The sequence below is a fragment of the Gilliamella sp. ESL0443 genome (assembly GCF_019469165.1).
Lineage (GTDB): Bacteria > Pseudomonadota > Gammaproteobacteria > Enterobacterales > Orbaceae > Gilliamella > Gilliamella apicola_E.
In genome coordinates this window covers 1,702,697-1,723,566 of record NZ_CP048263.1, presented here as the reverse complement: position 1 = coordinate 1,723,566, position 20,870 = coordinate 1,702,697, and the positions used below count along the sequence as shown (strand labels likewise).

The window sequence follows — 20,870 nt, the reverse complement described above, 5'->3', positions numbered from 1 at the left end:
TTGGGTGAGGACAGGAAATAGGCAAGTGAAAACAAGCCCATTTCCCTACTCTAACAATTCACCATGTGACAGAGAAGTAGAATTTATTTGGTACATTGAATAATTCTTCTTCCTGTGGTCCAACTCGAAGAAATTATTCACAAAAAACCAAGTAGATTTCTGCTTATTTCTGTTACTACAGGAGTAAGTATGAAAGAGTACACTAAGTTTAACGAAAAAGTTAAAAGTAGTCCAGCTCCAGCGACTCCTGACATGAATGAGCTATGGCACAAAATTGATTGGGTCAAAGCAACAAAGCATGTTAAAGGGTTGCAGGTACGGATTGCGAAGGCGACAATTGAAGGTGACTACCGTAAGGTTAAACGCTTACAACGGTTACTAACACGCTCAACGTATGCTAAGCAATTAGCGGTGCGGAGAGTGACAGAAAACAGAGGTAAAAGAACGGCAGGGGTTGATAAAGTTACATGGTCAACACCTAAGAGTAAATGGGAAGCGATTGCAACGCTGACAAGTAAAGGATATAAACCGATGCCATTAAGGCGGATTTATATCCCTAAGTCTGATGGAAAGAAGCGCCCTTTAGGCATTCCGACCATGAAAGACAGAGCAATGCAAGCGCTGTACTTATTCGCTTTACAGCCTGTTGCAGAAACAACGGCGGATAAAAACTCGTATGGTTTTCGAATCAATCGTTCAACGGCGGATGCGATAAGCCACGTGCATAAAATATTCTCACGCAAAGGAAGTCAAATGAGACAAACGGCGCAATGGGTATTGGATGCGGATATACAGGGTTGTTTTGACCATATTAACCACGATTGGTTAATCGAAAATATTCCGATGAATAAACGGATATTAGCAAAATGGTTAAAATCTGGCGTAGTAGATATGGGACAGGTTACACGGACGGCAGAGGGTACACCACAAGGGGGTATCATCTCACCAACTTTAGCAAATATGGCACTAGATGGCATTGACGAGCTATTAACTAAACACTTTGGTGTAATTGGAAATAGACAACGGCGAGCTAATAAGGTGTATATGGTTCGATATGCGGACGATTTTATTATATCGGGGAGTTCGAAAGAATTACTTGAAAATGAAGTTCTGCCAATAATGCGGGAATTTTTGAAAGAGAGGGGATTAACCTTATCGGAAAAGAAAACTCACGTTGTTAATATCGAGCAAGGATTTGATTTTCTCGGTTGGACGGTGAAATCATTTAAAGGCAAATTGTTGATTAAGCCTAGCAAAAAGAATGTGAAAGCATTTTATCGCAAGGTGAAAGAAACAATAAGTGCCATGAAAATGGTTAAACAAGACATACTAATAGGAAAATTAAATCCAATGTTAAGGGGATGGGCTAACTATCACCGTAGCATTGTCGCTAAAGAAACGTACAGTAAAGTAGACCACTTAGTCTGGAAAGCGATTTGGAAATGGTGTTGCCGAAGACACGGTAATAGGCGGAAACGATTTGTTAAAGAGAAATACTTTACAAAGATACAAAGCAGAGACTGGATATTCGGGACACATACAAAGAATCGACACGGCGAGAAAATATGGACTGAATTACTGTTTTGCAGTAGGACAGAGATTAAACGTCATGTTAAGGTAAAATCGGAATACAACCCGTTTTTACCTGAATGGGAATTATACGGCGAAACATTATACCAAAAACGGATGTACGAGGATTATTCGCACAGAAGTCAATGGCAAAGGTTGTATAAGGAACAAAAAGGGCGTTGTGGATTATGTCATCTCCCTATCACAAAAGAGACGGGATGGCATGACCACCATATTATATACCGTGTACAGGGTGGAGATAATAAACTGAAAAATAGGGTATTATTACATCCTGTATGTCATACTAAAGTTCATGCACTGAAGTTGGAGGTATTGAAACCGACTTAGCAATAAGTTAATAGAAAGGCTTGAGCTGTATGCGGAGAAATTCGCTCGTACAGTTCTTAGGGGGCGGCGACACAGTAATGTGTCGTTGCTACCCGACTTTAGTTAACTGATACTAACTTAAAATGGCGCCTACTTGAGGCGCTATTTTTTTATCAGAATAAGATTAAGATTTATTGATTCCATATCAATATTATTAAAAAGAACGTTTTTCAACTGTTATTCTCATCATTAATTTAATAAGCGATTATCCAATTAATACAATTGGTGTAAGAAAGTATCATATGAGTTAAAATATCTTAAACAATAAAAAAGTAATATGAGCAAGCACTAGAGAATTTTTATGGAACAAAATATTATTATGACAACAAAGCAACCAATCAAAGGTCGCATCCACTCTTATGAGTCGTTTGGTACCGTAGATGGGCCAGGTATACGTTTCATTGTTTTTTTTCAGGGTTGCTTGATGCGTTGCTTGTACTGCCACAACCGAGATACTTGGGATTTAAAAGCAGGCCGTGAAGTCACTGTTGATGAATTGATGAAAGAGATCGTTACTTACAAAAGTTTTATTATGCCTAATGGCGGGGGCGTAACCGCTTCTGGCGGTGAAGCGACACTACAATCTGAGTTTATTACTGAATGGTTTAAAGCTTGTCATCAAGAAGGTATTCACACATGCTTAGATACCAATGGTTATGCAAGACAGTTAGATCACACAGTTGAAGCACTTATGGAAGTGACAGACTTAGTCATGTTAGATCTCAAACAAATCAATGATGAAATACATCAAAAACTAGTTGGCGTACCTAATAAGCGTGTGCTCGAGTTTGCTAAATATCTACAAAAAATTAATAAGCGAACCTGGATACGATATGTAGTTGTACCGGGGTGGACTGATGATGATAATTCCGCACATCTTTTAGGGCAATTTATTCAAGGTATGGAGAATATTGAGCGAGTAGAGTTATTACCCTATCATAAAATGGGCGCTTACAAATGGGATACGTTCGGAGATAAATATCAGTTAGAAGGGGTAGAGGCGCCACCGCGAGAAACCTTAGACAGAATACAACAGATCATAGAAAGTTATGGTCAATCGGTTACATTTAGTAAATAACATGATAATAAAAAAGGTACCAGCTATGGTACCTTTTTCGTTGCTATCCTTTTTTATCTAATTCTTTTACGCTTTATTGCTCGCAAAACAAAAATCGTTCCCTCCAGCGCAAGTACGCATACTGACAACCAAATAAAGCTGTAAGAGACAATATGTTGTGCCGAGATCGATTCATGCAAAAATAGAACTGATACAAGCGTTAATAAAACGGGTTCAACATATCCAAGCAAACCAAATAATCCCAAAGGTAATAGTCGTCTAGCTAAAAAGTACATAGCAAAGGCGATAGCAGTAATGATCCCCAGCATTGGGATAAAAATGTGAAAGTGCGTAATATCACTCACAATCTGGCTAAATGGGTAATTAAAGGCGAAATAAATCACGCAACCAATAAATATAAAAAAGAAGTCGGAAAAGGTGCCACAAATCCCCTCTATTTGCAATTTACGACGTGTAATAAAGTAAATGGGGTAACCCAATGCAACCACTGCTGTTTCCCACGAAAATGCGCCTGTGGTATAGATTTCAACGGCTACGCCGATAGTAGCAAGGCAAACGGCAATCTTTTGCAAAAAGCTGAGTTTTTCCTTGTAAAAAATCTGACCTGAAATCACCATGGTTAATGGTAATAAGAAATAACCTAAAGAAGCAGATAAGCCATGCCCATTAAGCGGTGCCCAAATGAAAATTAACATCTGAATAGTTAACAATAGGGAGGAAAAGATCAATCCGACTAAAATCATCGGTTGCTCTCTAATACGCTTAAATAAATCCCTAATTGCGGACCACTGGTGTTCTATAAAGACTAACACCACTATGGCTGGAAACGAGGTTAATAAACGCCAGCAAAAGATGTCAACCACAGGAAGAGGCTGTAGTAAAACCGGATAGTAGTAAAGTAAGCCAAAAAGGCATGATGCGAGTATTGAAAGAACAACACCTTTAATCATTTTTCCACCTTTAATAAAAAAATAGCGCTAATTAATAGCGCTAAAAATGAAGTAAGCAAACTTTTAGTACATGGTTAACCGATTACTTCAACACCATTCATATATGGTACTAAAACAGAAGGCACTTTAATGCTTCCGTCTGCCTGTTGGTAGTTTTCCATGATTGCCACTAATGTGCGTCCAACAGCTAATCCTGAGCCATTTAAGGTATGGACTAAATAGGTTTTGTTATCCGCTTTATTACGATATCGGGCTTGCATTCGGCGAGCTTGGAAATCCCACATATTAGAACAAGACGAGATTTCTCGATAAGTGTTTTGAGCCGGTACCCAAACTTCAAGATCGTAAGTTTTGCATGAACCAAAGCCCATATCGCCGGTACACAATACGATTTTACGGTATGGCAATTCAAGTAGCTGTAAAACCTTTTCCGCATGTGCTGTCAGCTCTTCTAAAGCTTTCATAGATTCTTCCGGTTTAACAATTTGCACAAGTTCGACTTTATCAAACTGATGCATACGAATTAAGCCACGGGTATCTTTGCCATAAGAGCCTGCTTCAGAACGGAAACAAGGTGTATGAGCAGTCATTTTCATCGGAAGCTGGCTTTCATCAAGTATCTCATCACGCACTAAGTTAGTTACCGGCACTTCTGCCGTTGGAATTAATGCATAGTTACTGCTTTCAGCTTCTTCATCGAGAGGTTTAGTATGGAAAAGATCACCTGCAAATTTAGGTAATTGACCTGTGCCAAATAAGGTAGCATGATTAACAAGATATGGAACATAGATTTCAGCATAGCCATGTTGTTCAGTATGCAGATCTAACATAAATTGAGTAATCGCTCGATGTAAACGGGCTAATTGTGATTTCATCACCACAAAACGTGCACCAGTAAGTTTTACCCCAGCAGCAAAATCAAGGCCACCAAAACGTTCACCTAAAGCGACATGGTCTTGTATTGGAAAATCAAAAGTCCTTGGTGTACCAAAACGAGATACCTCAACATTATCGCTTTCATCTTTACCATCGGGTACAGAGTCATCAGGAATATTTGGAATGTTGGATGCAATATCTTTAATTTGGTTTAAAAGGATATCAAGCTCTGCTTTAGCGCTGTTAAGCTTTTCGCCTAATTGGTTTACTTCTTCTCGTACAACTGAAATATCTTCACCACGAGCTTTAGCTTCCCCAATAGCTTTAGAGCGGGCATTACGCTGTGCTTGTAAATTTTCAGTTTCAACTTGTAATATTTTGCGCTTTTCTTCTAATTGTCGAATGGTTTCAACATCTAATTTAAAACCACGACGTGCTAATTTGCTAGCAACAAGATCTAATTCGTTTCGAAGTAAATTTGGGTCCAACATAAAAAAGTCCATTATCGTTTATTAATGTTATCTATTTAATTTTCTGTTTGAGTTAACAAAAAATATGATGAATAACACATATGAAATTTGTGAGCTTAGTATACTAGAATTATATCGGGTTTCAACCGAAGTGGTAAACCCGAAGAAATCTAACTGATAGCCATAAATCAAAGTAGTTCAATAGGATAAAAAATAATCATTTTTTATATATGCTGATTTTATACATATATAAATTTTATCTATTATTTTATTTGCTAATACTGTTGAATATTTTAACTTAACTATTATTCATAAAAGGAAAAACAAATACAAGTTATTAACAATCATTTTTTAGTAAATTTTATAATACCAATGCTGTATTTTGAGTTGAAGTCTATTTTTCTGTATTTCATAGTTGTAAATCAACGTACAAACCATTTATTTAAGATTATATGTTTATTTTTGCTGATATAAATCTTATTAAGATATTTAATGGAATAAATTATTATGATTTGCCATTGGTAAAGTGGAATCTGTCTTAGATTGATCTGCTAAACCGATAATATTATACTTAATCACAATTTGTTTAACTTTTCGAAATCTTTACGGAGCAAAAAATAAGTGGATCAACAGCAATATAAAGTAATAAGTGGTTTAGCTATAGCAGGGATGGTTTGCGGAATTATATCACTAATCCCAATAGGCCTTATAAGCATTGTATTAGCTATTGTAGCTATAGTATTAAGTGCAGTTGCTAAAAGTGATATAAAAACTAATAACAAAAGTGGTTCTGGTTTTGCAACAGCAGGAATCGTTTGTGGAATCATTACCCTTGTATTATGGTTTTTATTCTTTTTCGTAATTGGCAGTATATTATTATCAGCTAACCATTAATCTCATAAATAAAGAATAATGTTATGGTGAATTAAAAGCTGTCAGCTTATTATGAATAAAAGATTGTGTTCTAATAAATACCCAATTGTTTCTGCAATAAACGCATTGCATTTCATATCAAACATTCAATATAGGCTTCTTAATATTTAATTCTTTAATTTCATCATTGAAAGTATAAACAAAGCTTTTAAGTAATTATTTTTCGGTTGTCCTTGATGTTCTTTTTATAACTTTATTTTTCTAAGTCGATGTACTTTAATTTTATTATTGCCAATTTAAAATTTAAGCTCGTACGAAGCTTTTTAAGAGCGGGTAGGGTAATATTTAAGGGAAAACAGAAAAAGCTTTGTATAGTGATTTATAGCATTCAACGTTTTTAAAATAGTTTGTAGTCCTAATAAGCTAAAAGTAAATAACATTGTTAATGAGTATAACCTTTTATGATATTCAATATAACGTTTAATTGGCATTATAAATCGAAGAAGGTTTTTAGGATGCTTAAATGGCGCACCCGAAGGGATTCGAACCCCTGACCGCTCGGTTCGAAGCCGAGTGCTCTATCCAGCTGAGCTACGGATGCTTGTAAGTTCGTAAAAAAATGGTGCATCCGAAGGGATTCGAACCCCTGACCGCCCGGTTCGTAGCCGGGTACTCTATCCAGCTGAGCTACGGATGCGTATTAGGTTTTTAAAATGGTGCATCCGAAGGGATTCGAACCCCTGACCGCCCGGTTCGTAGCCGGGTACTCTATCCAGCTGAGCTACGGATGCATATTTTAATTTTTAAAATGGCGGTGAGAGAGGGATTCGAACCCTCGATGCAGCTTTTGACCGCATACTCCCTTAGCAGGGGAGCGCCTTCAGCCTCTCGGCCATCTCACCAAAACATTATGACTCTGCTTGAACAACAAAATCATAATGTGTGGCGCACATATTACGTTCTACAAAAAATAAGTCAAACATTTTTTTGCGAACACGTGCTGGTTGTTTATTTAGTGCCCAATATTACTCTTTGGGTTGAACTAATTCATCAACTTTGTCTTGTGATTGATGAATACGGTTGTAAATTTCTTCTCTATGAATAGAAACTTCTTTAGGTGCGTTAATACCGACTCTGACCTGATTGCCTTTCACGCCCAAGACGGTAATAACAACATCGTCACCAATGATAAGTGTTTCACCTACTCTCCTAGTTAAAATTAACATTAGATCTCCTAATATCAGTTAAGTATATATCCAAACAATTTTAAGATATAGCTTCGTCAGCCTACTATCGATAAGATAGAAAGACGTAATTTTACAGAAATACACTAATGTCTAATTAACAACACTGGAGTACTTCCGGCTAACTTGCTTGTAATTTATTACTGATTTCCTTTTTTACAGAAGATAACGCTTCTGGTAACGCCGAAAGATCCATTCCACCTGCTTGAGCGAAATCAGGCCGCCCACCGCCTTTACCACCTACTTTTAATGCTAATTGAGAAACTAATTCGCCAGCTTTAACAATGTTTAATAAATCATTGGTTACACCAGCAGCTAAATTGATTTTGCCATCATTGACAGCGGCTAAAATAATTACACCAGTTTTTAATTGATTTTTAAGATCATCAATCATGGTACGTAACATTTTTGCCTCGACGTTATCAACCTTAGCAATTAGTAAGTTTTTATTATTGATTTCCACACATTGATTAAGCAATTGCCCACTTTGTTGGCTAGCTTGTTGGGCTTTTAACTGCTCTATTGCTTTTTCAAGTGTTTTGGTTTGATCGAGCAGTTGCTCGATTCGTGATAAAACAGCAGATTTATCACTTTTAACCAATTGTCCAATTTGATTTAGCAAATTGGATTCATGGTGTATATATTCCATCGCATTTTGACCTGAAGTAGCTTCAATACGACGTACTCCTGATGCAATACTTGACTCAGAAATAATTTTAAATAGTCCTATATCTCCAGTTCTATCAACATGTGTTCCACCGCAAAGCTCAATGGAGAAATCTCCCATAGTTAATACTCTTACAATATCTTCGTATTTTTCACCAAATAGCGCCATAGCACCTTTATTTTTAGCCTGATCAATAGGCATGAGTTCTATGTCTACTGGTAAATTACGTCGAATTTGTTGATTAACTAAATTTTCAATTTCTTCAATTTGTTCTGATGTAATCGGTTGATTATGTGAAAAATCAAACCGAAGATAGCTATCGTTAACTAATGATCCTTTTTGATGTACATGACTTCCTAAAATACGTTGTAACGCGGCTTGTAATAAATGTGTTGCAGAATGATTACGACGAATGCGTTCACGTATCTCTACATCGATTGCAGCTGTTACTATATCACCAACTTTCAATGATCCTTTGGTGACCTTACCTATATGACCAATGCTTTTACCATATTTCTGGCTGTCTGAAACGTTAAATACTAAATCGGCAGCGGTTAATACACCTTTATCGCCAACTTGACCACCAGATTCACCATAAAATGGTGTTTTATCTAATATGACAACAGCTTGATCACCGGCATTTATTGTTTCAACTTTGTTTCCATTTTGGAAGATTGCAATCACTTTTCCTGAAGCTTCGCTAGACTGATAACCTAAAAACTCTGTCTTATCATCAAGCTTAATCATATTGCTATAATCAACGCTGAATGAACTAGATTCACGAGCTCGTTTACGTTGTTCTTCCATGCATTGATTAAAGCCATTTTCATCAATAGTGATATTCTTCTCGCGACAAACGTCAGCGGTTAAATCTAATGGAAAACCATAAGTATCATAGAGTTTAAAAGCAATATCGCCAGGTAATACATTGTTAGTAATCTTTCCTAACTCTTGGTCAAGTAAGAATAAACCCCGTTCTAATGTTTTTAAGAACTGCTCTTCTTCAGTTTTAAGTGTATTTTCAACTATCTTTTGATTATTTGCTAATTCATTAGCAGCACTTCCCATTACGTCAATTAATGGTTTAACTAGCTTATAGAAGAAAATATCTTTAGCACCTAACATATGTCCATGGCGTACTGCTCGGCGAATAATTCTACGTAATACATAACCACGCCCTTCATTTGAAGGTAGGACTCCATCAGAAACTAAAAAGGCGCAAGAACGTATATGATCTGCAATTACTCTTAATGATTTACTTTCTAAATCTTTAACTTGAATGATTTCAGCTGCAGCTTTTATTAATGTTTTAAACAGATCAATATCATAATTTGAATTGACATGTTGTAACACAGCTGCTATTCGTTCAAGCCCCATACCAGTATCAACTGATGGTTTAGGCAAAGGTTCCATAGTACCATCAGCGAGACGGTTAAATTGCATAAAGACGAGATTCCAAATTTCAATAAATCTGTCACCATCTTCTTCAGCACTTCCAGGTGGTCCACCCCATATATGATCACCATGATCATAAAAAATTTCTGTACAAGGTCCACAAGGTCCTGTATCACCCATTTGCCAAAAGTTATCGGATGCATATGGTGCACCTTTATTATCGCCTATGCGGATGATACGCTCTTTAGGAATACCGATTTCATTTTCCCAAATAGCAAATGCTTCATCATCAGTTGCATAAACAGTAACCGTCAATCTGTCTTTTGGTAGATTAAACCATTTTTCACTGGTTAGTAGTTCCCAAGCAAAATGAATCGCATCACGTTTAAAATAATCGCCAAAACTGAAATTCCCAAGCATTTCAAAAAAAGTATGATGCCTAGCAGTATAACCTACGTTGTCAAGGTCATTATGTTTTCCGCCTGCTCGCACACAACGTTGAGATGTTGTTGCTCTGGTATAAGGTCTTTTATCAATACCAAGAAAAACATCTTTAAACTGATTCATTCCCGCATTTGTAAATAAAAGTGTTGGGTCATTGTGTGGAACAAGGGAACTACTTGCAACGATTTCGTGTCCTTTGCTATGGAAAAAGTCAAGAAAACTTTGACGAATTTCTGCAGTGCTTTTCATTTATGCTTCCATATTAAACGATAAATTTTTAGACATAGTAATATACCCGTTACAACTTAAGTTGAAAAGTAAATATTCTTAGTACAACGATTGATCTAGTTACTATTAATAAGTAATAAGGAATAAAATTAAAAGATCTTGAGAGCTTTTTACGTAATGGGTATTATCTAAGTAATATTGTAGGGACTATAATAATTTAAGTCAACAAACTATACGCAGTTTTTATATCAAGTTGTGTAAATCCTCGAGCTTTTAAAAATTGTATTACTTTTTGTTTTTGTTGATTATTCTGGGGGGCGATAAGTTTGAACTTTTTTAATAATTGATGATGTGCAATTTTTGACCAATCAATATCAGCTAAAAGTAATAACTCTCTACTAAGATCTGATGACAAACCTCGCTGTTTTAATTCCAAGCTTATTTTATATTTTCCATAACCTTTATGAGCACGCATAAAGATATACTTTTCAATATACTGCTTATCATCCATCCAATGTTGATTAGTACAGTGTGCAATTACATGTCCTATTTCTGTTTTTAACTTATTTAGTTGTTCTGGATAATCATCTTTTGAGCAAGTAATTTTTTTGCTAAAAAATAATGTTAATTTTCGGCTAAGTTCGCATGATGAGTGATCACGCTGTGCAAGTAATTGCACAGCTTTATTTAAGATTAATTTATTGAGTTTTTTTTCCATTACTCAAAGCTTTCATCATCTGCCGAAACGCCTTCATCATCAGCAGAGAAAACAGCAGGACTGTTTAACAATAAATCGCGTAATTTAGTTTCAAGTTCTTTGGCAATTTCAGGATGTTCTTGTAAAAACTTAATTGAATTTGCTTTACCTTGACCTACTTTCTCACCGTTGTAGCTATACCAAGCTCCAGCCTTATCGACTAATTTATGTTTAACACCTAAATCAATCAATTCACCTTCTTTAGAGATACCACATCCATAAAGGATTTGGAATTCAGCTTGTCTAAACGGCGCAGCTACTTTATTTTTAACTACTTTTACACGCGTATCACTACCAATAACATCTTCGCCTTCTTTTACCGCACCAGTACGACGAATATCTAAACGAACAGATGCATAGAATTTTAAGGCATTACCACCGGTAGTGGTTTCTGGATTTCCAAACATTACACCAATTTTCATACGAATTTGGTTAATGAAAACGACAAGACAATTTGCATTTTTGATATTAGCGGTTAATTTACGTAATGCTTGAGACATTAAGCGTGCTTGTAACCCCATGTGAGAATCGCCCATTTCACCTTCAATTTCTGCTTTTGGTGTTAATGCTGCAACCGAGTCCACAATAATCACATCAACTGCACCAGAACGAACTAATGCATCACAAATTTCAAGAGCTTGCTCTCCTGTATCAGGTTGAGAAACTAATAAATCATCGACTTGAACACCTAACTTAGCTGCATAGATAGGATCTAAAGCATGTTCAGCATCGATAAATGCACAGGTTTTACCTTCTTTTTGTGCTTGAGCAATAACAGATAATGTTAATGTTGTTTTCCCTGATGACTCCGGCCCAAAAATTTCAACAATTCTTCCCATTGGCAAGCCGCCGATACCTAATGCAATATCTAACCCTAAAGAACCTGTTGAAACCGCATCTACGTCTAGTGTCTGAGTATCACCTAAACGCATTATTGAACCTTTACCAAATTGTTTCTCGATTTGGCTTAATGCTGCAGAAAGTGCACGTTGTTTGTTTTCATTCATATAATAAAATTCCAATAAGTAAGGATATTGGGGTACATTATACTGTATTGTTATACAGTATCAAGTTTTTTTTATAAACATTCATAAATTAGTTAACTCTGTGAAATTGGTCACAAAATTTATTAATTTTTTGCAGAATTTGTTTATGATCTAGTGCTGAAAAAGATATTGAATTATTTAAAAAGGCGACTAAAAAATAGAGCTTTTAAAAAATGAGAATAATCAAATTAAAGTAATTTAATTAGGTAATACTTTCATAAAAAAAGACCATTTGGTATGATGATAGAAATAAATTTTAGTCGTTATTGATGTATTAAATTAATTGCCTCAACATATTATAATCATTGAAGATTTTTATACCTAAATGTTATGCTAATCAAAAACATCTTTATAGCTTAAAATATAAATAAAGGAAAATAATGACCACTGATAGTCAAGACTATGTATTGTGTTCTCATTGTGATTTGGTCATCGAATTAGCTGATGTTGCAGTTGGCCACAAAGCTGTTTGTCCACGATGTAATACAATATTATTTAAAAACAATGTCAATATGAAGTTTAGAGCGGCAATGTATGCAATTTGCTCTCTAATTATGCTCATTGTTGCTTGTGGTTTTGTTTTTATTGATATCAATTTAGTTGGTAATGTCAATGGCGTAAGTGTGCTGGACATTCCAAGAATACTTTTTATTGATAAATATAGTTATATTTCAGCATTATTTATTTTTTTCGTATTAGTCTTTCCATTACTCAATTTATCTATTATTGCCTTACTTTGTTCAAATATTAATTTAACCAAATATCGGAAAAGAGATTTACTTATTGTTTATGAAAAATTCCAACATTGGTGTATGCCTGAAATATTTTTAACTGGCATATTAGTTAGTTTCGTTAAATTAATGAGTTATGGCAATATTGGTGTCACTAGCACGTTTTGGGCATTTTGTTTATTTGTATTCTTTTATATTAAAGCATTAGTTATCTTCACTCCGGGTAAAATTTGGAATGAAATTCATCGAAGTAATTTTTCAATAAAAGCATTAGAAGTAGGTGAGACGGGAATTTCTCAAAATATAAAATTGTGTCAATGTTGCCATGCAATCGTCCCTGTTGAGTATGCTAAATGCCCAAGATGTAAACAAAAAAGCCAAGTAAGAGGGCGAGATAAAATACAATGGACAATTGCATTATTGGTAACTTCATTAATAATTTATATTCCCGCTAATTTATTCGGAATTATGATCACAGTTGTATTTGGCTCAGCGTCGACCTCAACTATTATGGATGGTGTTATCTATATGTGGCAGTCAGGGGATGTACCAGTGGCATTAGTTATCTTTTCCGCAAGTGTGGTTATTCCAATTTTAAAGATTATTTCACTCAGCTGGTTATGTTATTTTGCTTTAGCCGTGAAAGATAAAAATAAACATAATTGCTTAAAAATGAAGAAATTATATAATGCGGTAGAATTTATTGGTAAATGGTCAATGATAGATATCTTTGTTGTTTCTGTAGTTTGTTCTTTAGTTAGAAACCAACAAATGATGGGAGTTTATCCTGATATTGGTGTTACTTTTTTCGCAACCGTCGTCATCATTACTATGATTGCATCCCAAAAATTTGATCCACGCTTACTTTGGGATCGAAATCGAAAATAGAATAATAGGAATAATATGGCAACCTCAAGAAAATTAGCAAAAATAATTAAAATCCGAGCAATTTCTGCAATATGGATTATTCCCATAGTAACCGCCGTTGTTGGATTATGGATTATCTATGCCCACTTTGCTGATAGAGGCACATCTTTTACCTTATTAGCCAATGATGCAAATGGCATTGTTGCAGGTAAGACAGTAATCAAAAATCGTAGTGTTGACGTTGGTATAGTTGATGAAGTGACATTATCTGATGACTACAAGAAAGTCGTCATAAAAGGTCGAATTTATAATGATATGGAGCCATTGTTAAAAAATGACTCAATTTTTTGGGTAGTTAAACCTGAAATTGGCCGTGATGGTGTGACAGGACTTGGCACTATTTTATCTGGTGTATATATTGAACTGGTCTCAGGCAACGATACGCATAGTTTCAAAAATAACCCATTTATTCTATCTGATACACCACCGTTATCTGATCCAAGTATAAAAGGAATTCGCTTAAATTTAGAAAGTGACCAAAGTGGTGTAGTACCTCGAGGTGCAAAAGTGATGTTCCGTGGTTATCAAGTCGGTAATGTTGAAACATCCTTATTTGATGTCGATGCTCGTAAAATGAAATATCAAATTTTTATAACGAAACCTTATGATGCATTAGTTACCGAAAATGTACGCTTTTGGAAAGAGGGCGGAATCAATTTATCGCTATCTTCACGAGGAGCAAGTCTTGAAGTTCCTTCGTTAGATGTTCTAATGTCTGGTGGAATCAGCTTTGATTTACCAGATGGCGCGAAATTAGGTGAACCGGCGAAGCAACATGATGTTTATAAATTATATGACGATAGAAAATCGATTCAAGATTCACAGTACACTGAATATAAAGAATTTCTAATTATGATTACTGATTCCATATCGGGATTAACCGAAGGTGCGCCAGTGGAATATCATGGTATAAGATTGGGTACAGTGAGTAAAGTACCGTTTTATACCACAGAAATGTTAAAAGAAAGATCAATTCTCAACCAAAAAGTACCAGTATTAATCAGAATAGAGCCTGATCGTCTATCAGAATTAGTTGATGATAAGATCGATATAGCAGCTTTGATAAAAGATGAACAAAAAAATGGACTAAGAGCATCATTAAAAACGTCCAATATGTTTACTGGTGCGCTTTATATTGATCTAGATTTTTATCCTGATTTAAAAAATAAATACAATATAAAATTAGCTAACCAATATGGTTACGATACTATCGAAACAACATCAACAGGATTTGCTCAAATTCAAGCAAAAATATTGCAATTACTCGACAACTTTAACAGTTTACCGTTGAATAACACGATGACACAATTTAATAAATCATTAGAATCAAGTGAAAAACTAATGAATTCATTAAATCAAATTATGGCGAGTAAAGAGATGCAAGCTATGCCTAAGGATTTACAAAAGGCAATTCGTTCATTACACGAGACCATGAAAGGGTTGCAACCGGGATCTGAACTTAACACGCAAATGATCGAAAGTTTACAGAAAATTCAACTAATGATGGATGAGCTGACTCCTTTACTTAACACATTAAATAATAAAAGTAATGCATTGATTTTCTCAGCGCCAAATAAAAAAGACCAAGAACCCAAAGCCAGAGGTAAGAAATAATGGTTAAATTAATTCGAACGCTAAAAGTTACGATATTGGTGACATTATTAGGAACTATAATTGGTTGTTCATCAAATGCACCGAGTAAAAGTTATTTTCAATTAACTAGTAATTTGACTGGCTCAAGAATGACACAAACTACAGATCATTTTATTTGGATTGAGTCCATTGAGGTAGCTAGTTTCTTAAACAAACCCGGTATTGTCCTGCAAACACAGGACATAAAATATGTCACAGCAACTAATCATTTATGGGCATCAACGCTGTCTCAACAACTTGCCGATCGATTGTCACAAGACTTAACTCAAATTTTGCCTAATTATTTGGTGTCAACTAAATCAATTACCACTCCAACTTTTACAGTTAAACTTTTTATTGATGGTTTCCATGGCGGTTATAATGGCGATGCAATCATAAAAGGACGCTGGGTAGTGACAGATAAGAAAGGTAAAATCGTTACTAAAGCTATTGAACGTCATGTTCCACTTGCAACAAATGGTTATGATGCTTTGGTAAAAGCCTTATCCGAAGGCTGGCAAAATGAAGAATTAGACTTTGCAAATTCAATTAAACATTAATACTTACTAAACATTCCGTCAATATGATGACGGAATGTTCTCTGCTCTTAATTTCAGATCATCAAAACTGTGCTTTTAATTTATCTAATATCTGGTCTTTAATTTCAACCCATCCTCGCACACTATTAATAAATGCAATTTTATCGGCTTGTAAAATATCTTGTTTGACAATCTTTTGCTCGGTTAATTGATGATTATCCAAATAATACTGTCGCATAGTACCAGCAAGTAAACCCGAAGTAATAGTTGGTGTTACCCACTTTTCATTAATCAACAACGCAATATTACCATTAACAAACTCAGTGATTTCATCATATTGATTATAATTGATATATTCTTGCCCAACTGCTAATTCGGGAAAGTGTTGTCGATTAGTCGTTTTATGATAGAGAAAAGTGTTTTCCTTATCGACACATTTGGGTGCAAAATCAAGCTTATCAATTACCATTGAATGAGTAAGTTTATCGAGACTTATTTTTGCTTGGCCATATTTAGGTTGCAGAAGCCTAATTTTATATCTTCCTGATGAATGAGTTTTTGCTAAATTAGTTAATGTCTGTTTAATTGTTTGAATATCACATTCAAAATCAAAATAACTCGTTGAATTTATCAACCTATCTAAGTGCATATCAAACAAAACCAACTCGCCATCTTTAAGCAATAATGTTTCAATAATATATTCAGGAATAGTCAGCGTTCGATTTAAGATAGCTGTTTTAGCTAAAATCTCATGATATTCATCATCAGCAGTTGAATCCCATGTAATGCCACCACCAACACCATAATTCAACTGTTGATTATGTATGGTTAAAGTTCGTATTGGAATATTAAATACTGCCTTTTTCATTAAAGGTTCTACATAACCAATTGTGCCACAGTAAACCCCACGGGCCGAGTTTTCAATATCACTAATGATTTGCATGGTACTTGATTTGGGCGCACCAGTAATTGAACCACACGGGAACAGCGCTTGAAATAGCTGATACAAACTTATATTTTCTTTTACGGTTGCTTGAATAGTTGAAGTGAGTTGCCAGACAGTCGGATACTTTTCTGCTGTAAATAAATGTGGAACGGTTACTGAACCTGGCACTGATATTTTGCTTAAATCATTACGAAGTAAATCAACAATCATCATATTTTCAGCAAGATTTTTTTCTGACTTCAACAAGGCCACTTGTTGTTTATCTTGGTCAGAATTTAAACCTCGTGCTGCTGTTCCTTTCATCGGTTTAGTTGTTATGGTTCTATTTTCTAATTTAAAAAATAGCTCAGGGGAGATAGATAAAATATGATAATTTTCAAATTCAATATAGGCACAATAATTTGCCTGATTATTTTTTTGTAGAAAATGATAATAATCTAAAGGATCACCATTGAATGGAGCGTTAAATTGAATGGTATAGTTAGTTTGATAAGTATTGCCTAATTCAATTTGTGATCGAATATAACTAATTTTCTGCTGATATTCGTCAATATTTGTGTCACAAGACAATTCAAAATACTCGGGTGAAGCACACTCAGTATGAACTATTGTTGTATAGCTCTCAAAAATACCAAAAAAAAGTAAAGGTAAATCCTGGTCTGACTTTGTGACTATTTTGGTCTTATTTGACTCATTAAAACCCATAGCGCTTTCATAAGCAAGATAGCCGCAAGCAAAATAACCTTGTTGTATAAACTCTTCTATCTCATCAATATGTTTTTTTATTGAGTGATAATCAGATGACTTTATAATCTTTATTGGATCACAAAAATATTTACGTTGCCCCTCAAAATCGATATAAATTTTCATGCTTATTGCTCACTAACAAAATTGCTTATCATTTTTAAACCAAATTCAGTCTTGATCGCTTCAGGGTGGAATTGTACTGATTCGATAGGTAATGTTTTATGACGTAACCCCATAATCAACCCTTGTTTATTAGTAGCAGTGATTGTTAAAGGTGACTCATTTGACGAATTTTGTACAATTAATGAATGATATCTTACAACAGACAGAGGATTTTTAATTCCAGAAAATAATCCCTTTTCATCATGAATGATCTCATCAATTTTTCCATGCATGGGTACAGGTGCTTTAATAATCGAGAATCCAAAATATTGAGCAATCGCTTGATGGCCTAAACAGATACCAAGTATTGGACATTTATTCTCAAAAGCCTGAATTGCTGACAACGATATCCCAGCATTATCTGGCGTACCTGGCCCTGGGGAAATTACCATTTTAGAAAACGACAATCGTTTTAATTCATCAATAGATTTTTCATCATTTTTGATGACCATAACCTTCGCGCCAGCACGGCACAGGTAATCATATATATTAAATGTAAATGAATCGTAGTTATCAATCAGAAGAATCAAAATTATATCCAATACTAATTATTTTAAAAAATGAAGGTTTGAAATGTGACAGATGATTCTATTATAAAAAGGGATATCACATAAAGCAGTTTATATATAAGCTTTCAAAAACCCCGTTCCTCAACTTTTTTTGAAATTTTGAGGAACGTATTTTCTCAATACAATTTAAGTAAAAATTTAGGGGATCGAAACCATCTATAACATTGGATGGTATATAAAATAAATGATATTCCACCGTCAATAATGCTCAAAGCATAACATATCCCTACTTAAACGTTTCTTTTAAAAAGCATATTAAAAACACTTTTTTCTTTGTCATATTTTTTCTTAATGTGATCTTACTCACAAAAATATACTAATCTACTTGTATGGTAGTATTTAATAAATTAATTTGTTGCTACAGAAATTATTTATGAGGTATTCAATGAAAATTGTAAAAGCAGAAGTTTTTGTTTGTAGTCCAGGAAGGAATTTTGTCACACTAAAAATAACGACAGATGACGGCGTATATGGAGTAGGTGATGCAACGCTCAATGGACGTGAACTTTCCGTCGCATCATATCTTAAAGATCATCTTTGCCCACAATTAATAGGGCGAGATGCCAGTCAAATAGAAGATATTTTCCAATATTTCTATAAAGGTGCCTATTGGCGTCGTGGACCTGTGACAATGTCAGCGATATCAGCCATAGATATGGCGTTATGGGATATCAAAGGTAAAGTTGCCAATATGCCACTTTATCAATTATTAGGTGGAGCTTCTCGTACCGGTGTAATGGTGTATTGCCACACCACAGGTAAAGATATTGAAGAAGCCTTAGATGATTATGCTAAACATAAAGAAATGGGCTTTAAGGCCATTCGAGTACAGTGTGGCATACCAGGAATGAAAACCACTTACGGTCAAAGTAAAGGTAAAAACTTAGCTTACGAACCAGCAACACGAGGTAACTATCCAGAAGAACAGTTTTGGGCAACAGACAAATATCTTGATTTCACACCAAAATTATTTGAGGCAGTGAGAAATAAATTTGGTTTTAACGAACATTTATTGCATGACATGCACCATCGTTTAACACCAATTGAAGCAGCTCGATTTGGTAAAAGTGTTGAAGACTATCGCCTATTTTGGATGGAAGACCCAACACCAGCTGAAAATCAAGAATGTTTCCGCTTAATTCGCCAACACACCGTAACACCAATTGCCGTAGGTGAAGTATTTAACAGTATTTGGGACTGTAAACAGTTAATTGAAGAACAGCTTATTGACTATATCCGAACCACAATAACCCATGCAGGCGGTATAACTCATATGCGTCGAATAGCTGATTTTGCGTCGCTTTATCAAGTTAGAACAGGCTCTCATGGCCCCTCAGATTTATCACCAATCTGTCATGCAGCTGCACTTCATTTTGATATGTGGGTACCTAACTTTGGTGTTCAAGAATTTATGGGTTACTCAGAGCAAATGCTAGAAGTCTTCTCACCAAACTGGACCTTTACTGATGGTTATATGCACCCAAGTGACAAACCAGGTTTAGGGATCGATTTTGATGAAAAACTAGCAGCTAAATATCCATACAACCCCGCTTATTTGCCAATTGCTCGTTTAGAAGATGGCACGTTGTGGAATTGGTAAATTGAGGGAGCTTATATGAAAAGTATCGTTGTAAAAAAACCTAATGAACTGGAAATCGAGGAACGTGAACTTCCTCAACCAGCTAAAGGTGAAGTAAGAGTCAAAGTTAAACTAGCTGGCATTTGTGGTTCAGATAGTCATATTTATCGAGGGCACAACCCATTTGCAAAATACCCAAGAGTTATAGGACATGAATTTTTTGGTGTTATTGATGAAGTAGGTGAAGGAGTAGATCGATCAAGAATTGGTGAACGTGTTTCTGTCGATCCCGTCATTAGCTGTGGTTGTTGTTATCCTTGTTCAGTTGGCCGTCCCAATGTTTGTACATCTTTGACTGTTTTAGGCGTTCACCGTGATGGTGGATTTAGTCAATATACAACAGTGCCAAGCAAAAATGCCTATCCGATTCCAGATGACATTAGTAATGAATTTGCTGTAATGATTGAACCGTTTACTATTGCAGCGAATGCTACTAGTCATTTGAAACCAGCTGAAAATGATGTTGCTTTAATTTATGGTGCAGGTCCAATGGGACTAACATCAGTACAAGCGCTAAAAAATGTTTATAAAGTTAAACAAGTTATCGTTGTCGATCGAATTGATGAACGGTTGGCTATGGCACAAACCAGCGGTGCAGATAAAGTTATCAATAATACTAATCTATCACTGAAAAATGAATTAGAAAAACTTAATATTAAACCGACAATTATAATTGACGCTGCATGTCATCCTTCGATTTTGCCAGAAGCAATTTCTATTGCCTCCCCTGCAGCAAGGATCCTAATCATGGGCTTTTCAAGTGATCCTTGTGTAATTACTCAACAAGGGATAACCAGTAAAGAGTTATCTATTTTTTCTTCTCGATTAAATGCGAATAAGTTTCCAGTTGTTATCGATTGGTTAAAGAAAAAATTAATCGACCCCAAAAAGTTAATCACACATCAATTTGATTATACCCAAGTAATTCAAGCGATTGAAACTTTTGAAAAAGATCAGAAACATTGCTGCAAAGTTTTATTGACCTTTAATTAGC

16 protein-coding genes and 4 tRNA genes are annotated in these 20,870 nt (G+C 35.1%); 8 read left to right on the top strand and 12 right to left on the bottom strand.

Annotation, left to right across the window (positions count from 1 at the left end):
- Positions 1 to 252: 252 nt before the first annotated feature.
- Both ltrA and pflA read left to right on the top strand, forming a co-directional pair.
- Positions 253 to 1,917 carry a group II intron reverse transcriptase/maturase gene (gene ltrA / locus GYM76_RS07865; RefSeq protein ID WP_220226213.1) on the top strand — a complete coding sequence of 555 codons (1,665 nt, stop codon included), beginning with the start codon at positions 253 to 255 and terminating at the stop codon, positions 1,915 to 1,917.
- Between the two features lie 340 nt (positions 1,918 to 2,257).
- On the top strand, positions 2,258 to 3,034 hold the full coding sequence (gene pflA, locus GYM76_RS07860; protein ID WP_220225108.1) for a pyruvate formate lyase 1-activating protein: 777 nt from the start codon (positions 2,258 to 2,260) through the stop codon (positions 3,032 to 3,034).
- Positions 3,035 to 3,087: 53 nt separating this feature from the next.
- Here pflA and rarD read toward each other — a convergent pair whose 3' ends face one another.
- A complete protein-coding gene (gene rarD, locus GYM76_RS07855; protein WP_220225107.1) occupies positions 3,088 to 3,984 on the bottom strand; it encodes an EamA family transporter RarD in 897 nt (298 codons plus the stop codon).
- Positions 3,985 to 4,058: 74 nt separating this feature from the next.
- On the bottom strand, positions 4,059 to 5,351 hold the full coding sequence (gene serS / locus GYM76_RS07850) for a serine--tRNA ligase (protein WP_065734216.1): 1,293 nt from the start codon (positions 5,349 to 5,351) through the stop codon (positions 4,059 to 4,061).
- A gap of 600 nt (positions 5,352 to 5,951) precedes the next feature.
- On the opposite strand from serS, the gene GYM76_RS07845 reads away from it, so the two are divergent.
- Positions 5,952 to 6,224: a DUF4190 domain-containing protein gene (locus tag GYM76_RS07845; RefSeq protein WP_065734217.1), complete on the top strand. Its 273-nt coding sequence runs from the start codon at positions 5,952 to 5,954 to the stop codon at positions 6,222 to 6,224.
- 503 nt (positions 6,225 to 6,727) lie between these two features.
- Here GYM76_RS07845 and GYM76_RS07840 read toward each other — a convergent pair.
- The 8 genes from GYM76_RS07840 to recA form a co-directional block, all read right to left on the bottom strand.
- Positions 6,728 to 6,804: transfer RNA gene (locus GYM76_RS07840), tRNA-Arg, on the bottom strand.
- Between the two features lie 19 nt (positions 6,805 to 6,823).
- A tRNA-Arg gene (locus GYM76_RS07835) sits at positions 6,824 to 6,900 on the bottom strand.
- Positions 6,901 to 6,917: 17 nt separating this feature from the next.
- A tRNA-Arg gene (locus tag GYM76_RS07830) sits at positions 6,918 to 6,994 on the bottom strand.
- An 18-nt stretch (positions 6,995 to 7,012) separates the two neighbouring features.
- Positions 7,013 to 7,105 (bottom strand) — tRNA-Ser (locus GYM76_RS07825).
- A 123-nt stretch (positions 7,106 to 7,228) separates the two neighbouring features.
- Positions 7,229 to 7,429 (bottom strand): carbon storage regulator CsrA, encoded by a 201-nt coding sequence (gene csrA / locus GYM76_RS07820; RefSeq protein ID WP_065562297.1) that lies wholly within the window; start codon positions 7,427 to 7,429, stop codon positions 7,229 to 7,231.
- A gap of 139 nt (positions 7,430 to 7,568) precedes the next feature.
- A complete protein-coding gene (gene alaS, locus GYM76_RS07815) occupies positions 7,569 to 10,202 on the bottom strand; it encodes an alanine--tRNA ligase (protein ID WP_220225106.1) in 2,634 nt (877 codons plus the stop codon).
- A 196-nt stretch (positions 10,203 to 10,398) separates the two neighbouring features.
- Complete coding sequence (locus GYM76_RS07810) at positions 10,399 to 10,899, bottom strand: regulatory protein RecX (RefSeq protein ID WP_220225105.1); 501 nt, start codon at positions 10,897 to 10,899, stop codon at positions 10,399 to 10,401.
- Positions 10,899 to 11,945 (bottom strand): recombinase RecA, encoded by a 1,047-nt coding sequence (recA, locus tag GYM76_RS07805; protein WP_220225104.1) that lies wholly within the window; start codon positions 11,943 to 11,945, stop codon positions 10,899 to 10,901. Before recA ends, GYM76_RS07810 begins: the two co-directional genes overlap by 1 nt.
- A gap of 419 nt (positions 11,946 to 12,364) precedes the next feature.
- On the opposite strand from recA, the gene GYM76_RS07800 reads away from it, so the two are divergent.
- From GYM76_RS07800 to GYM76_RS07790, 3 genes are read left to right on the top strand one after another with little or no spacing between them, the layout of a single operon-like run.
- Positions 12,365 to 13,603 (top strand): PqiA/YebS family transporter subunit, encoded by a 1,239-nt coding sequence (locus tag GYM76_RS07800; protein WP_065562293.1) that lies wholly within the window; start codon positions 12,365 to 12,367, stop codon positions 13,601 to 13,603.
- Positions 13,604 to 13,618: 15 nt separating this feature from the next.
- A complete protein-coding gene (gene pqiB, locus GYM76_RS07795; RefSeq protein ID WP_220225103.1) occupies positions 13,619 to 15,256 on the top strand; it encodes an intermembrane transport protein PqiB in 1,638 nt (545 codons plus the stop codon).
- On the top strand, positions 15,256 to 15,834 hold the full coding sequence (locus GYM76_RS07790) for a membrane integrity-associated transporter subunit PqiC (RefSeq protein WP_220225102.1): 579 nt from the start codon (positions 15,256 to 15,258) through the stop codon (positions 15,832 to 15,834). Before pqiB ends, GYM76_RS07790 begins: the two co-directional genes overlap by 1 nt.
- A gap of 61 nt (positions 15,835 to 15,895) precedes the next feature.
- On the opposite strand, the gene pabB is transcribed toward GYM76_RS07790, so the two are convergent.
- Both pabB and GYM76_RS07780 read right to left on the bottom strand, forming a co-directional pair.
- Positions 15,896 to 17,629 (bottom strand): aminodeoxychorismate synthase component I, encoded by a 1,734-nt coding sequence (gene pabB / locus GYM76_RS07785; RefSeq protein WP_220225101.1) that lies wholly within the window; start codon positions 17,627 to 17,629, stop codon positions 15,896 to 15,898.
- A gap of 2 nt (positions 17,630 to 17,631) precedes the next feature.
- Complete coding sequence (locus tag GYM76_RS07780) at positions 17,632 to 18,198, bottom strand: aminodeoxychorismate/anthranilate synthase component II (RefSeq protein ID WP_065734224.1); 567 nt, start codon at positions 18,196 to 18,198, stop codon at positions 17,632 to 17,634.
- 424 nt (positions 18,199 to 18,622) lie between these two features.
- On the opposite strand from GYM76_RS07780, the gene manD reads away from it, so the two are divergent.
- Entirely contained in the window at positions 18,623 to 19,837 is a 1,215-nt protein-coding gene (gene manD, locus GYM76_RS07775; protein WP_220225100.1) for a D-mannonate dehydratase ManD, read from the top strand.
- Between the two features lie 15 nt (positions 19,838 to 19,852).
- Positions 19,853 to 20,869, top strand: a complete 1,017-nt coding sequence (locus GYM76_RS07770; protein WP_220225099.1) for a Zn-dependent oxidoreductase — start codon at positions 19,853 to 19,855, stop codon at positions 20,867 to 20,869.
- The last annotated feature ends 1 nt before the right edge of the window (position 20,870 follow it).